Annotated in this window: 12 protein-coding genes; 5 read left to right on the top strand and 7 right to left on the bottom strand. The window is 64.1% G+C overall.

Translation table 11 applies throughout. From position 1 onward, the window contains the following. Nucleotides 1-48 precede the first annotated feature (48 nt). The 4 genes from HWX91_RS34330 to HWX91_RS34345 are packed head-to-tail and all read right to left on the bottom strand — an operon-like array spanning nucleotide 49 to nucleotide 3,730. Complete coding sequence (locus tag HWX91_RS34330; RefSeq protein WP_042275352.1) at nucleotides 49-663, bottom strand: peroxidase-related enzyme; 615 nt, start codon at nucleotides 661-663, stop codon at nucleotides 49-51. Further along, complete coding sequence (locus HWX91_RS34335; protein ID WP_028197331.1) at nucleotides 660-1,220, bottom strand: CMD domain protein; 561 nt, start codon at nucleotides 1,218-1,220, stop codon at nucleotides 660-662. The genes HWX91_RS34330 and HWX91_RS34335 overlap by 4 nt, the downstream gene beginning before the upstream one ends. Nucleotides 1,221-1,235: 15 nt before the next feature. Next, the gene (locus HWX91_RS34340; protein WP_081833101.1) at nucleotides 1,236-2,747 is read right to left on the bottom strand and encodes an NAD(P)-binding domain-containing protein; all 1,512 of its coding nucleotides are present in this window, start codon (nucleotides 2,745-2,747) and stop codon (nucleotides 1,236-1,238) included. Further along, entirely contained in the window at nucleotides 2,744-3,730 is a 987-nt protein-coding gene (locus HWX91_RS34345; RefSeq protein ID WP_028197330.1) for a LysR family transcriptional regulator, read from the bottom strand. Before HWX91_RS34345 ends, HWX91_RS34340 begins: the two co-directional genes overlap by 4 nt. Before the next feature lie 350 nt (nucleotides 3,731-4,080). Here HWX91_RS34345 and HWX91_RS34350 point away from each other — a divergent pair, with 350 nt between their 5' ends. The 4 genes from HWX91_RS34350 to HWX91_RS34365 all read left to right on the top strand — a co-directional run bounded on the left by HWX91_RS34350 (nucleotide 4,081) and on the right by HWX91_RS34365 (nucleotide 8,819). Further along, complete coding sequence (locus HWX91_RS34350) at nucleotides 4,081-5,277, top strand: ABC transporter substrate-binding protein (protein ID WP_028197329.1); 1,197 nt, start codon at nucleotides 4,081-4,083, stop codon at nucleotides 5,275-5,277. Nucleotides 5,278-5,380: 103 nt separating this feature from the next. Continuing rightward, nucleotides 5,381-7,204: an ABC transporter permease gene (locus HWX91_RS34355; RefSeq protein WP_028197328.1), complete on the top strand. Its 1,824-nt coding sequence runs from the start codon at nucleotides 5,381-5,383 to the stop codon at nucleotides 7,202-7,204. 10 nt (nucleotides 7,205-7,214) lie between these two features. Next, the gene (locus tag HWX91_RS34360; RefSeq protein WP_028197327.1) at nucleotides 7,215-8,057 is read left to right on the top strand and encodes an ABC transporter ATP-binding protein; all 843 of its coding nucleotides are present in this window, start codon (nucleotides 7,215-7,217) and stop codon (nucleotides 8,055-8,057) included. A gap of 21 nt (nucleotides 8,058-8,078) precedes the next feature. Continuing rightward, a complete protein-coding gene (locus HWX91_RS34365; RefSeq protein WP_028197326.1) occupies nucleotides 8,079-8,819 on the top strand; it encodes an ABC transporter ATP-binding protein in 741 nt (246 codons plus the stop codon). Nucleotides 8,820-8,855: 36 nt separating this feature from the next. On the opposite strand, the gene sapR is transcribed toward HWX91_RS34365, so the two are convergent. Together sapR and HWX91_RS34375 are read right to left on the bottom strand one after the other, a co-directional pair. Beyond that, nucleotides 8,856-9,761, bottom strand: a complete 906-nt coding sequence (sapR, locus tag HWX91_RS34370; RefSeq protein WP_028197325.1) for a sap1 transcriptional regulator SapR — start codon at nucleotides 9,759-9,761, stop codon at nucleotides 8,856-8,858. Nucleotides 9,762-9,898: 137 nt separating this feature from the next. After that, entirely contained in the window at nucleotides 9,899-10,786 is an 888-nt protein-coding gene (locus HWX91_RS34375; RefSeq protein ID WP_028197324.1) for a DMT family transporter, read from the bottom strand. 116 nt (nucleotides 10,787-10,902) lie between these two features. Between HWX91_RS34375 and HWX91_RS34380 the strand changes: the two genes are divergently transcribed. After that, nucleotides 10,903-12,342: an aminotransferase-like domain-containing protein gene (locus HWX91_RS34380; RefSeq protein WP_028197323.1), complete on the top strand. Its 1,440-nt coding sequence runs from the start codon at nucleotides 10,903-10,905 to the stop codon at nucleotides 12,340-12,342. A gap of 30 nt (nucleotides 12,343-12,372) precedes the next feature. Here HWX91_RS34380 and HWX91_RS34385 read toward each other — a convergent pair whose 3' ends face one another. Beyond that, on the bottom strand, nucleotides 12,373-13,446 hold the full coding sequence (locus tag HWX91_RS34385) for a TAXI family TRAP transporter solute-binding subunit (RefSeq protein ID WP_028197322.1): 1,074 nt from the start codon (nucleotides 13,444-13,446) through the stop codon (nucleotides 12,373-12,375). Nucleotides 13,447-13,534 lie beyond the last annotated feature (88 nt).

The raw sequence follows: 13,534 nt of genomic DNA on the forward strand, positions 1-13,534 counted from the left end.
GCGTGCAGGCGGTCGCGCCTGGACGGCGTGGGCCGCTGCGCCCGCACCTCACGCGCCCGCTTGCGGAAACACCGGTTCGCCAAGCGTGAGCATCAACCGGTTGGCCCACGCAAAGATCGCGATCGCGTGAGTCAGGTCGAGAATCTCCGCCTGCGTCAGGCCATTCGCTTCGAGGCGCCTGATAGCGTCTGCGTCGACATTTTCAGGGTGATCGGTCAGTTCGATCGCGTACTGAATGATCGCTCGCTCGCGCGCCGTGGTGCCGGCGCTCGACGGGTCTTCGAAAACCTCTTCGATTGCGTCGGTCCGTTTCGCGAGCTGGCCGAATCGTTGTGCATGCACCGAAGCGCAATACACGCAGCCGTTCATGCGCGAGACCACGGTGCTGGCGAGTTCGCGCTCGGCGCGCGGCAAGCCGCCTGGTGCATACATGATCGCGTTGAAAACGCCGGAGCGTTGCCGCAGGATTTCCGCCTGCTGGACCAGCAGGAGATAGTAGTCGGAGGTCTTCGCGTGCGGATGGCTTTCATCGAGCACGGCCAGCTGCTCGGGCGTGGCGTTCTCGAGGCTGACCGTGTCGAGCCATGCGCGCCAGCCAAGCGTATCGAAGGTAAAGCCGTTGAACCGGTCAAGCGGCGATGCACTGGTGTTCACCTGATTCATGCTGCCTCCTGGGCGGCGCGCAATGCCTTCAGGCCCGCTACCACGCGCAATTGATAAGTGACGAATGCAATCAGTTGGGACAGCGCGACGATGCCGCGTGTCGTGATCTCGGTTTGTTGCAGCGTCCGCAGATGCTCGGGGCGTGCTTCGACCGGCCTGAGCACCAATAGCTTGACGTGAGAAAGGATGGCGATCAGGCGCGCGTCGGCGGTGGGGTCGAGCGTACCCGCTTCGATTGCATCGAGCGTGACCGGCTGTGCGCCGGCAGCGATCAGCTTTGCCGCGTAGGCGTCGGCGAGATCGTCGGCCAGCGAGAGACGGGCGGCATACCATGCGGCAAACAAGCGCTCGTGCAGCGACAGATCGGGCAACGCCGGATCGAGCAGCGCGTCTTCGCTGCGTTGCGTGTGCAGCGCGACCTTGTCGCGGGCATGGCGCAGCGCGGCGAGCGGGCTGCCGGCTTGCAGGCCGGCGAGGGTGTCGACGGTATCGACGGTGGCGGTGCCGGCGACGTCTGAAAGTGCGGACGATTGGGTCTGTGACGCGAGGTCGGTCATATCTGCTCCGGCGGGTTAATCAGTGTTTTCGGCGGGATCGTCAGCGGGATTGTTAGCGGCATGCTCTGCTTGCAGATGAGCGCGCGCAGTGCCGGACGGTGCATCCGCATCCGTCCATTCATCCCCTTGTAACTCCGCTTTATCGAAGGCGACCAGCGCCTCGTAGTGGCGCTCGCGATCCGCGTCGAACAGGCGGCTCGCGATGCCGCGTGCGAGGCGCTGCGCGCCTTCGCTGATCGCGGGGATGTCGCCGGACAGCTTTCCATGGCTAAGGCTCGCCGCATGATTGAAGCAATGAATCTGCGTCAGCGCCGCACAGGTGCCGGGTTCGCGCTCCTGAAACGCGAACGCGTCGCCGAGATCCGGCGACTCCGCCAGTTCGTGCGAAGGCAGCGACGGGTCCGCCCGATAGCGGTCTTTCCAACGCCGTACAAAACCGGCGAACGGCGCGAACTCGGTACGCGTGGCGATATCCGAGTGAAAGCCGGTCGCGAAGATCAGAAAGTCCACCACGTAACGGCCCTTGGGTGTTGTTACCACGAGCGCGCCGTCGAGTTCGTCGAGCGCCGCCACCGGACTACCGACATGAAAGCGGGCATTGGCATGGCGTGAAACCCGCAGCACGCTGTCTCGCGGCGGTGGCGTCTGCTCGGTCTGTGCATAGTGCAGAAAGCGCCACTTCGATGCGTCGTCGAGATCGGCGAAACCATGCACCAGCCCCGGACTGCCGATGCCGGTCAGCTTGTTCACGCGTGGAATGTCGTCGCGGCGGATAAACAGATCGACGCCGGCCGCCCCCGCTTCGAGCGCGGTCGCGGCGTTGTCGAAGGCGGACGCTCCCGCGCCGACAACACCGACACGTTTGCCGGCCAGCGCAGCGAAATCGATAGCCTCCGCCGAATGCGCCCAGTAGCGGCGCGCAACCGTATTGGCGATCACCGGTACGAATGGGCCGCCCAATCCGTCGCGGCCGGTGGCGAGCACGACATGCCGCGCGAGCAGCGTGCGCCGTGCGCCTGCTTTCCCGAGATCGTGCAGATCGAGTTCAAGCAGACCGTCGTCGCGCGGACGCAGCGAGGTGAGCGCGGTGTCGTTTTGCACCGGCAGATCGAGCACCTCGCGATACCAGCGCAGATAGTCCATCCATTGGGTGCGCGGAATCTTGTAGAGTGCCTCCCACGCGGGTTCGCCGAATTGCGCTTCGTACCACGCGCGAAATGTGAGAGCCGGCATGCGCAGCGCGGGACCCGTGAGCTGCTTGGGCGAGCGCAGCGTTTCCATGCGCGCGAACGATACCCACGGACCTTCGCGTCCCGGTGCTGCGCGATCGAATACCCGCAGATTGTCGACGCCCAGCCAGCGCAATTCCGCCGCCGCGGCGAGCCCCGCCATGCCGCCGCCGATCACCGCGACATCGAGTACGCGTTCGGCACCGGCGAAACGTGGCGGGACCCAGGAGGGCGCGGGTAATTCCAGCCAGCGCAGATCTTCACGCAAGCGGGCTTCGAGATCGGCAAGGCGATTCATGCTGTGTGTTCCGGATGTTTGGTGCGCGTACGAGGGGCACGCGTTTCGCGTTGCAGCAGTGCGTCGTGCTGCTGGGGCGGATGGAGAACCACGCCGTCGAGTAGTTCGCGGGTCGCATGTTCGATGGCTTGCAGCAACGCGTCGACGGCGGCGCGGCGCGGTTTGCCCGCCGGCGTGACGGCGCCGAAGAAGAAAGGAATCGCGCAATCGAGCGGCCGCGCCGTGACGCCTTCGATGGGCAGGCCGAGTCCGGTGGCGGGGTCGACGATTGCGACGCAGGCGCCCGCGCGAGCGGCCATCACCGCGTTCAGCGATGCATTGGTTTCGAGAAATACGTCGGCGGCGATGTGCGCGGCCGCGAACGCTGCGTCGATCCGATGCCGTAGCCGGAAACGGTTCGCCACGGTGACGATGCGCCGTTTCGCGAGATCGCGCAGCGTGATATGCGGCAGCGTGGCGAGCGGGTCGCCGCTCTGCATCAGTGCCACGCAAGGCGCCTCGGCGATCCAGTGGATGTCGAGTCCCGCATGCCCGATCGGCAATGTGACCAGACCGATATCCGCGGTGCGGGTCAGCACTTCATGCACGACGTGTTCAGCCGACAGGCTGCGCAACTGGAATTGCGGTGCGTGCCCGAGCGGCGGCAGCATCGCGATGGCAGGCGGCACGATCGACGCGGCCAGCGCGGGCGTGGCCGCTACACGCAGCGGTTCGGCTTCGCCGAGACCGATGGCGCGCGCCCGCTGCTCGATGGTCTTCAACCCGACCAGCGAACGCTCGACTTCTTCGTAAAGCAGAAACGCACGATGCGTCGGCGTGACACGCGGCCCATTGCGATTGAACAGCGCATAGCCGAGATCCGCTTCGAGCTCCTGAATCTGGCGTGTGACGGCCGGCTGCGAGCGTTCAAGCAAACGTCCCGCACCGGTGATGCTGCCGGCGGACATGACCGCCGAAAAGGCTTCGAGTTGATGCAGCTCCATGACGCGCCCTGGCAATTCGATCTGCGCATTGTAGGGTCGTCTGAATGCGCGATTTATATAATGAATTTCGATATCGACAGCGGAAAAAATGCGAAGGGAATCGGTGTGCGAGCGCGTGGCGCCTCGAGTTTTCTTCCCCACGGCGTCTGTCAAAAAGAAGAAAAATCAATTGCGTCAATGAGATGCCCGCGCGACTCGGCGAGTGACAGTGAATGCTCGTCTGCCGGGTTGCCTTGCGCGAGCGGAGGCATGCTCGTCGACGTGATAACCATATTCCCAAAACTTCGTTGGGCTGCCGGAATTCACCGTGGTTACATGGCCTCACTTTGAAGATGACAGTCGGGGCAAACATGAAACACGTATCCAAATCGTCGCGAACCAACTGGTCGCGCTGGCTGAAAACGCTGCCGGTGCTCGCCGCAGTAATGGGACTCACCGCAAGCTTGCCGGCTCATGCCGGCGCCGCGGCGGGCGAGCCGTATCTGATCGGTGTGAGTGGGCCGCTCACCGGACAGGACGCGCAATACGGCACGCAGTGGAAGCGCGGCTTCGATCTTGCGCTTGAGCAGATCAACAGCCAGGGCGGCATCAAGGGCCGGCCGCTCGCTTACGACTTCGAGGACAGCCGTGGCGACCCGCGCCAGGCGGTCTCGATCGCACAGAAGTTTGTCGGCGACCCGCGCATTCTGCTGGAGTTAGGCGATCTCTCAAGCACGACTTCGATGGCGGCCTCGCCGATTTATCAGCGCGGACAACTCGTGCAATTCGGCTTCACCAATTCGCACCCGGACTTCACGAAGGGTGGCGACTACATGTGGAGCACCGCGCTCAGCCAGGCTGAGGAGCAACCGCTGCTCGCGCACTACGCAACGAAGGAACTCGGCTTCAGGCGCATCGCGGTGCTCTATCTGAATACCGACTGGGGCCGCACCAGCAAGGACATTTTCGCGAAGGCCGCGGCGCAGGACGGCGCACAGGTCGTCGCGGCAGAAGGCTATCAGCCGACTGAAAAAGATTTTCGCGCGACGCTGGTGCGGGTGAACGAAGCGAAACCCGATTCGCTCGTGCTGATCTCGTACTACGCGGACGGTGCGCAGATCGTGCGCCAGGCGCGTTCGTCGGGTTTGACGCAGCCGATCGCGGCCGTGGGCTCGGTCTATTCGCCGAAATTTCTCGAACTCGGCGGCGAGGCCGTAAACGGCGTGTTTACCGAGTCGAATTTCTTCCCAGGCGACAAGCGGCCCGAAGTACAGGACTTTGTGCAGCGTTATCGCGCGAAGTACAACGGTGAGCCCGATACGTTCGCCGCGCGTGCGTACGACGCGATGATCGTCTCGGCGGAAGTCATGCGCCGCTACGGCGTGACCCGTCAGGCGGTGCACGACGGTCTGAAGCAGATCAGGGATGTGCCGAGCCTGATCTTCGGCAAGGTGCAGTTCGATCCGCAGACACGCCGCGTGGCCGGCGCGCGCAGCGTGTATCTGGTCGTCAAGGACAACCAGTTCACGCAATGGGACGGTGCGAAGCCACTGGTCGCTTCGAAATAACACTTCGGCAATGCACAGGCAACGCACAGGTAACGCCTAAGCGACGCTTACGTGTCGGCTTGTGTGTCCGCCTGTTTGTCTGTTTTCACCGGATCTGAATGCTATGGCCTCATGGCTCGACTACACGATCAATGGACTGATCGTCGGCAATATCTACGCATTGCTGGCGGTCGGGCTCGCGCTGATCTTCGGCGTGTCGCATCTGATCAACTTCGCACACGGCTCGGTGTACATGATCGGCAGCTTCATCGGCTGGCTGTGTCTGACGCGGCTCGGGTTGCCGTTGCCGCTCGCCTTGCTGGCGGTGGTGCTCGGCTGCGGGCTGCTGGGCATCACGATCGAGCGGATCGGCTTGCGGCCGCTGCAGGGCGCCGCGCGCATCGCTCCGTTACTCGCCACGATCGGCATCAGCTTCGTGCTCGATCAGTGCGCGCAGTTGCTGTTCGGCGCCGATCCCCGGCCGGTGCCGAGCACGCTGCCCGATTGGCATTTTCGGCTTGGCGGTGCGACGATCGGCTCGCTGGACCTGCTGATTGCCGGCATCGGCGTGACGGCGGCAGCCGTGCTCTATGTGTTTTTGCGTTTCACCAGGTTGGGCTGGGCAGTACGCGCAACGGCGCAGGACCGCGACGCCGCGCAGCAGATGGGCGTCAACGTCAATGGCGTCAATCAGGCGGTATTTGCGATCGCATGCGCGCTCGGCGGCGTGAGCGGCCTGCTGGTCGGTATGTACTACAACAGCATCGATCCGGCGATGGGCTTCCAGGCCACGCTCAAGGGCGTGGTGGCGTTGCTGATCGGCGGTCTGGGCAATGTGCCGGGCGCGATTGTCGGCAGCCTGCTGCTGGGCCTGGTCGAGAGCTATGGCGTAGCGATCTTCGGCACCAGTTACCGCGATCTGTTCGCGTTCGTTCTGCTCCTGATGTTTCTGGTGTGGCGTCCCAATGGACTCTTTAGCGGCAGCCGCCGTTTGCCGCCGGAGCCGATGACCGGCACCTTCCTGTCCGCAGGCAAAGCGGTAAAAGTACCGCGCGCCGTGGTGATCGTTCTCGCGCTGGCCGCGCTCGCGTTGCCGTTCGTCGCCACGTCGTCCTATCTCCTGCAAACGCTCACCAATGCCTGGCTGTACGGAATGTTGGCGTTGAGCCTGACGCTGGTGGCGGGCACGGTCGGACAGATTTCGCTTGGCCATGCCGCATTGCTGGTGATTGGTGCGTACGCGTCGGCGTTGCTGTCGATGAACCTCGGCTGGTCGCCGGTCGTGACGATTTTTTGCGCCGGGTTGATCACCGCCGCACTCGGCACGCTGCTGGTCTATCCGGCGTTCCGTTTGCGCGGCCACTACGTGTCGATCGCGACGCTGGGCATTGGCGAAGTCGTGAGCCTCGTGATCCTCAACTGGGACAGCCTGACGCGTGGTCCGCTCGGCATCGCGGGCATTGCGCCGCTGTCGGTGTTCGGCTGGACGCCGGATAGCGCCCGCGCGATTTACTGGTTCGCGCTAGGCGTGCTGATCGTGCTGGCACTGCTGCAAACGCGGCTGTTGAGCTCGCACCTGGGCCGCACGCTGCGTGCGATTCGCGAAGACGAAGTGGCGGCGCGTTCGCACGGAATTCGCCCGAACCGCTACAAGGCGATCGCGTTTGCGTTCGGCGGTCTGGCCGCCGGGATCAGCGGCGGGATCGCAGCGCATCTGTATAGCTACATCAACAACCAGACCTTCGACTCGCAAGTGTCGATCCTCGCCTTGACCATGGTGATTCTCGGCGGGCTCGGCAACGTGCTGGGCGGCATTGTCGGCGCGGTGGCGCTGATCGGGTTGCCCGAGATTTTCCGCTGGGCCGCCGACTACCGGATGCTGATCTACGGGCTGGTATTGCTGCTGCTCGTGCGGTTCAGGCCGCAGGGTTTGCTGGGAACGGTATGACGGAGCGCACATGACACAGACTCTTCTCGACGTGCGCGGCGTGACGCGGCGCTTTGGCGGACTGACCGCGGTGAACGGAGTCGATCTATCGATTTCGGAAGGTGAACTGATCAGCGTGATCGGACCGAACGGCGCGGGCAAATCGACGCTGTTCAATCTGATCACCGGGCTCGATACGCCGGACGCGGGCAGCGTGCGTTTCGACGGTCGCGACATTACCGGCATGCGGCCGGAAAAGCTGGCCGCACTCGGACTGGCGAGGACGTTTCAGCATGGCCGGGTATTCGGCAATCTGAGCGTGCTCGATAACGTGTTGATCGGCGCGCATGCGCGTTTGCGTGTCACCCGCACGGGTTGGCCGATCGTGGGCGCCATTGCCGAAGTCGCGCGCGCGCTCTTCGGACCGGCTGCGGTTCGCCGTGAGGATGCGGCGCTGCGCGACGAAGTGCGCGAGATCATTGCCGGGTTCGGTGAACGCCTGACGCCGCGCATCGATCATCCGGCTCATAGCCTGTCATATGCGAACCGGCGGCGGGTCGAGATTGCCCGCGCGCTCGCGTTGCATCCGCGCATTCTGCTGCTCGACGAGCCGACGGCCGGCATGAACGAGTCCGAAACCGCCGAAATGCTGGTGCTGATTCAGCAACTGAAAGCGCGCGGGCTGACGATCCTGCTGATCGAACACAAGCTCGACATGGTGATGCGGCTGTCGGATCGCGTGATCGTGCTCGACAACGGCGGGAAAATCGCCGAAGGCCTGCCACGCGAGGTGCGCAACGATCCGCGTGTGATCGAAGCCTATCTGGGCCATCGCAATGTCGGCGGCGCGGCGACCGTGCGCGTGGCCGCCTGAACTTTTGCTGGAATATCGACGATGAGCGATGCTTTACTGAAACTCGAACATATCGAAACGTTCTACGGCCCCGTGCAGGTGCATTTCGACGTCAATTTTCAAGTGCGGCGCGGGCAGATCGTGAGCCTGCTCGGCGGCAACGCGAGCGGCAAGTCGACCACGATGAAGCTGATTCTCGGTCTGCACAAGCCGCGTGCCGGCAGCATCACGTTCGAAGGCGAGGCGATCGGCGGCCTCAGCACGCCGCAGATCGTGAGGCGCGGTGTCGGCTCGGTGCCGGAAGCGCGGCGGCTGTTCGGCGACATGACGGTGCGTGAAAATCTGCTGATGGGCGCTTATACGCGGCGCGACCGCGCGGCGATCGACGAAGACTATGAGCGCGTGCTGGGTCTTTTCCCGCGCGTGAAAGAGCGTCTGACGCAAAAGGCCGGCACGCTCTCAGGCGGCGAACAGCAGATGCTGGCCATGGCGCGTGCGCTGATGAGCCGGCCGAAGCTGATCTGCATGGACGAACCCACCATGGGTTTGTCGCCGCTCTACGTCGACAAGGTGCTGGAGTTGATCGATACGATCAACCGGCAGGGCGTGACCTTTTTCATGGTCGAGCAGAACGCCAGCCTCGCACTGGAGATCGCGCATTACGGCTATGTGTTGCAGACCGGCCGCGTCGTACTCGAAGGCACGGCCGAATCGCTGCTCGGCGACGAGCGGATTCGCGACGCGTATCTCGGCGGTGAAGCGGCGGCCACGACGGCATCCTGACGGCGATCGACGTACGCGAGTACGGTGACAGCCGCTTCAAAGATCGAACTGATCGAATTCGCTTTGCAGTTCGCGATTGCGTGCAACGCGTTCGTCGATACCCGGCCCGAGCCGTTCGACAATCGCCGAGATCAGCAGATTGAACAGGCAGGTGAGCGGCGCCAGCGAATCCCAGAACTGGCCGACATCGGTCTTCACCTGCAGAAGATCGCCGTCGAACTCGCGAGCCCACGGGCAGTAGATATCGGTGACGAGCGCGAAGGGCAGGCCGCGGCGCGTGGCGGCTTCGCAATAACGGCGCGCGATCATCGAGTAGGCGCGCGTATCGGTGACGATCAGATAGGGCGACTTGAACTCGGAGTTCAGCGAATCGACATACGAACCCGACATGCCGTCGGAATAGAACACGCGCGGGCGGATGTACTCGAGGTAGCTGTAGAACGCGTTGCTGATGCCGCGCGTGGACTGAATGCCGAGAATATAGACGGCGTCCGCATTCGAAATGCGTTCGGCCACGCGGGCAAACACCGGCGACTGCGCGAGCTGATAGACATGCTGGATCGCGCCGATTTCAAGCTCGAGCGAGTGGGCGAGAGCCGGGTTCGGGGCAGCGTGGGCGACGTCAGGGCCGTTTGCCGCGGGTGGCGTTACGCCGTGCTGGCCGGCGGTGCGGCGAAACGCGTCGAGCCGGTCGGTGATCAGCCACGGGCGCTCCTGGGCGCCACGCAGTTCGCGCTTCAGATCGTCGAGATTCTGGTAGCCGATGCTGCGCAGGAACCGGCCCACCGAAATGCCACTGGTGCCGGCTTGCTGGGCGATCTGGTCGGCGGTTTCGAGGCCGAGCCGTTCGAGATTCGCCAGCATGTAACTGGCGACACGCTTGGAGGTCGGTGTGAGTTCGGCAAAGCGGGCTTCGACGGTTTGTGCAAAAGCGGTCGGCATCGTAGTCGCGGTGCGGGTAGTGGATCGATCATCGGGATGATGACATATTCAACCCGCATTCAACGAATAGTCAGGCCTTTGCGCCGTCCTGAAAATGAGGATGCGCACGCGTGGACGAGCCACCGGCGAGGCTCCGCTCAGACGGCCGGCCGCACCGGCGTGGCCCGCGAGAAGCGCCGGGCGCCCGCCACGCACGCCACCACCACGACGGTCACCAGAATCATCGCGGGCGGTATCTGTTCGTGCAGCAGCAGACCAGCGAGCAGCAGGCCGAAGAACGGCTGCAGCAACTGCAGCTGCCCGACCCCCGCGATACCGCCGAGCGCGAGCCCGCGATACCAGAACACGAAGCCGATCAGCATGCTGAAGAGCGACACATAGGCAAGCCCCCACAGCGCGGCGTGGCTTACTCCTTCAAACGAAGCCGGGCGCGTCCACCAGGCGAGCGGCAGCATCAACGGCAGCGACAGCACCAGCGCCCACGAAATGACCTGCCAGCCGCCGAGATGGCGCGACAGCCGAGCGCCTTCTGCGTAACCGAGGCCGCAGACGATGATTGCCGCCAGCATCAGCGCGTCGCCGAGCGGCGACGCGTCGAGGCCGTGGCGCAACGCGAACGCGACCACCGCGCCGCTGCCGAGCGCCGAGAACAGCCAGAACGCCGGCTGCGGGCGTTCGCCGCCGCGCAGCACGCCGAAGATCGCGGTGGACAGCGGCAGGAGTCCGACGAACACCACGGCGTGCGCGGCATTCACGTGGCGCAGCGCGAGGGCGGTGAGGAGCGGAAAGCCGACCACCACGCCGAGGGCGACGACCACCAGCGGAATCAGATCGCGCTTCGCGGGCCGGGCCTCGCGGAATGCCAGCAGCAGCAACAGACCCAGCGTGCCTGCGATGGTTGCGCGGGCGACCGTCAGAAATACCGGATCGAGGCCTTGCACGGCGATGCGGATGGCGGGCAGCGAGCCACTGAAAATCAGTACGCCCACCATGCCGCTCACCCAGCCGTTGGTTGTCTTGTCCATTGGAAGAGTCCATGCGGATTGCAAATAATACGCCTAGCATCCGCTTCTGGACGATAAAGGGTAAGCTACGGATCAGTACAATTCGTACAAACTGTACCGAACATGGAGCAGTACAGATGGCGGAAAGTGATAGCAGCCGGACGAGCCCGGGCGCACCGGCCGGCACGCGGGTCGGCGCGGTGATGGACAGCCTGCGCGAGCGTATTGCCGGCCGTTCGTTGATGCCGGGCGCGCGCGTGCCGTCGATCCGCGCGATGACGGAAACACTCGGTGTGTCGAAGTCGACCGTGGTGGAAGCGTACGACCGGCTGGTCGCGGAAGGGGTGATCGTGGCGCGGCGCGGTTCCGGGTTTTTCGTATCCGGCCATGCGCCGCCGCTCGCGCTGTCCGATCTCGGGCCGCGGCTGGATCGCGAGGTCGATCCGTTGTGGCTTACGCGGCAGTCGCTGGAGGCCGGTGCGAAGGTGTTCAAACCGGGTTGCGGCTGGATGCCGCCGTCATGGCTGCCCGAAGACGGTGTGCGCCGCGCTTTGCGTGCCCTGGCGCGCGACCCGCAGGCGCCGCTGGCCGATTATGCGAGCCCGCTCGGCCTGCCCGCGCTGCGCCAGCAACTCGCCTGGCGGCTCGCGCAGCATGGTGTGGAAGCGCCGCCAGAGCAGATCGTGCTGACCGACGGCGGCACGCACGCGCTCGATCTTGTCTGCCGCTTTCTGCTGGAACCCGGCGACACGGTCCTGATCGACGATCCGTGCTACTTCAACTTTCAGGCGCTGCTGCGCGCGCATCGTGCCCGCATCGTCGGTGTGCCTTATACGCCGAACGGGCCGGATCTGGCGGCATTCGAGCGGGCGCTGATCGAGCATCGCCCGCGGCTTTACGTGACCAATTCCGCGATCCACAATCCGACCGGTGCCACGCTGGCGCCCGCTATCGCACACCGCTTGCTGAAACTGGCGGGCGAACACGATCTGCTGATCGTCGAGGACGATATCTTCGCCGACTTCGAGGACGAACCGGCACCGCGTCTCGCGGCGTTCGACGGGCTCGCGCGGGTGGTCTCGATCGGCAGTTTTTCGAAGACCCTGTCCGCAGCCGTGCGCTGCGGCTACATCGCGGCGCGCAGCGAGTGGGTCGAACCGCTGGTCGATCTGAAACTGGCCACCTCGTTCGGCAATGGCCAACTGGCCGCGAGCGTGGTGCATCGTCTGCTGGTGGACGGCACGTACCGTCGGCATCTGGAATCGATGCGCGCGAAACTCGCGGACGCCATGGGCGAAACAATCAGGCGGCTGGGCTATGCAGGTCTTGAAGTGTGGACGCGGCCACGGGCCGGTATTTTCGTTTGGGCGTGCCTGCCGGATGCGCTCGACGCCGCCGACGTCGCGCGTCACGCGTTAGCCGAGAGCGTCGTGTTCGCACCGGGTAATGTGTTCAGCGCATCGCAATCGGCGGCCGGCTTCCTGCGCTTTAACGTGTCGCAATGCAACCGGCCCAAGGTGTACGAGGCGCTGCAACGGGCGATGGAGGTGTCGGCCGTATCGAAGGCGCATGCCTGAACGCACAGTTCTCGCCACCAGCACGCGGCCTTACTTGCACAGCAGAAGCAGCCGCTCCTGATCTGTGCAGGCTGAACGCGGTTTTTGCGCAGCCTGCGCTGCGGTCGCGCTGATCGCCGCGCTCCGGTTCGCGAGGCACGCGCGCAAATGTTTCTCCACGGGGCCGTAGTATTTCCATCCCCGTACGAGCGTGGGCAATTCGAGTTTGACCTGCTTCCACTTGGGATGCCCGTGCTCCTGAAGATTGTCGAAGTTGGCGCACAGCGAGTCGGCAAAATGATTCAGATTGCCGACGGTGTCGCGCAGACCGTAGTCGTAGGTGACGAGAAAGGCCTTCACCGTCAACGTCGGGACGTCTTCCTTCAGCCAGTTCGGATAGCTGGTGGCGCGGATCGTGGCGGGAAAATAGGTCTGTTTGGCGCGGGCGGTTTCGGGCGCGGCGGGGTCGGCTTTCAGCAGGCGGAGCTGTTGCAGCAATTCAGGGTTCATTTCGTTGAACAGGTTGGCCGGCTGCCCGACCACGATGATCGCGACATCCACCTTCTTGACGATCAGCGCGGCCAGGGCGTCTTCGTTGCTCAGGTGCTGGATGTTCTGCTCGGGAATGGTCTGTCCAAACATCAGGTGATAGAGGGTCGTGGCCGATTGAGCGGTGCCGCTGCCGATCAGGCCCACGCTGATGCTCTTGTCCTTGATGTCGGCGAGGGTTTTCATCGGCGAGTCGGCACGGACCACGACGTTAATTTCCTCGTCGTACAGCGGCATGATCAGTCGTAGCGGCCGGATTGCCGTGCCGGCGTCGGCGTTGCCCGCGTTGGCCATATCGATGTAGGCCTGATACACGTCGGACTGCACCAGCGCGAGCTTCACGCCCGGCTCGAAGCGCATGCGCTGCACGTTTTCGGCCGAGCCTTTCGAGGCCAGCACTTCCAGGTCGATGCCGGCCGGCTGCGCCACCCATTTCGACAGATCCTGGCCGATCTGAATATACGTGCCCCGTTCCGGGCCGGTGACGATCTTGTAGTGCGCGGGTTCGGCACTCGCCAACGATGACATGACCGTCAGCAACAGCCCAAGGCATCCCGCCAAAAGTGTCTTCAGCATGGTCTATTTACCTATCGGTCAAGGTTGAACTGCCTCGCGCGCCGGCACCTGTGCGACACCGGTGAACCCGCCTGCCATCACATGTTTA

The organism is Paraburkholderia fungorum, from assembly GCF_902833645.1.
GTDB lineage: Bacteria > Pseudomonadota > Gammaproteobacteria > Burkholderiales > Burkholderiaceae > Paraburkholderia > Paraburkholderia fungorum.

Coding starts and splice junctions, on each gene's coding strand:
- HWX91_RS34355 (WP_028197328.1), top strand. CDS start 5,381: ATGGCCTCATGGCTCGACTACACGATCAATGGACTGATCGTCGGCAAT.
- HWX91_RS34385 (WP_028197322.1), bottom strand. CDS start 13,446: ATGCTGAAGACACTTTTGGCGGGATGCCTTGGGCTGTTGCTGACGGTC.
- HWX91_RS34365 (WP_028197326.1), top strand. CDS start 8,079: ATGAGCGATGCTTTACTGAAACTCGAACATATCGAAACGTTCTACGGC.
- HWX91_RS34340 (WP_081833101.1), bottom strand. CDS start 2,747: ATGAATCGCCTTGCCGATCTCGAAGCCCGCTTGCGTGAAGATCTGCGC.
- HWX91_RS34350 (WP_028197329.1), top strand. CDS start 4,081: ATGAAACACGTATCCAAATCGTCGCGAACCAACTGGTCGCGCTGGCTG.
- HWX91_RS34345 (WP_028197330.1), bottom strand. CDS start 3,730: ATGGAGCTGCATCAACTCGAAGCCTTTTCGGCGGTCATGTCCGCCGGC.
- HWX91_RS34330 (WP_042275352.1), bottom strand. CDS start 663: ATGAATCAGGTGAACACCAGTGCATCGCCGCTTGACCGGTTCAACGGC.
- HWX91_RS34335 (WP_028197331.1), bottom strand. CDS start 1,220: ATGACCGACCTCGCGTCACAGACCCAATCGTCCGCACTTTCAGACGTC.
- HWX91_RS34375 (WP_028197324.1), bottom strand. CDS start 10,786: ATGGACAAGACAACCAACGGCTGGGTGAGCGGCATGGTGGGCGTACTG.
- HWX91_RS34380 (WP_028197323.1), top strand. CDS start 10,903: ATGGCGGAAAGTGATAGCAGCCGGACGAGCCCGGGCGCACCGGCCGGC.
- sapR (WP_028197325.1), bottom strand. CDS start 9,761: ATGCCGACCGCTTTTGCACAAACCGTCGAAGCCCGCTTTGCCGAACTC.
- HWX91_RS34360 (WP_028197327.1), top strand. CDS start 7,215: ATGACACAGACTCTTCTCGACGTGCGCGGCGTGACGCGGCGCTTTGGC.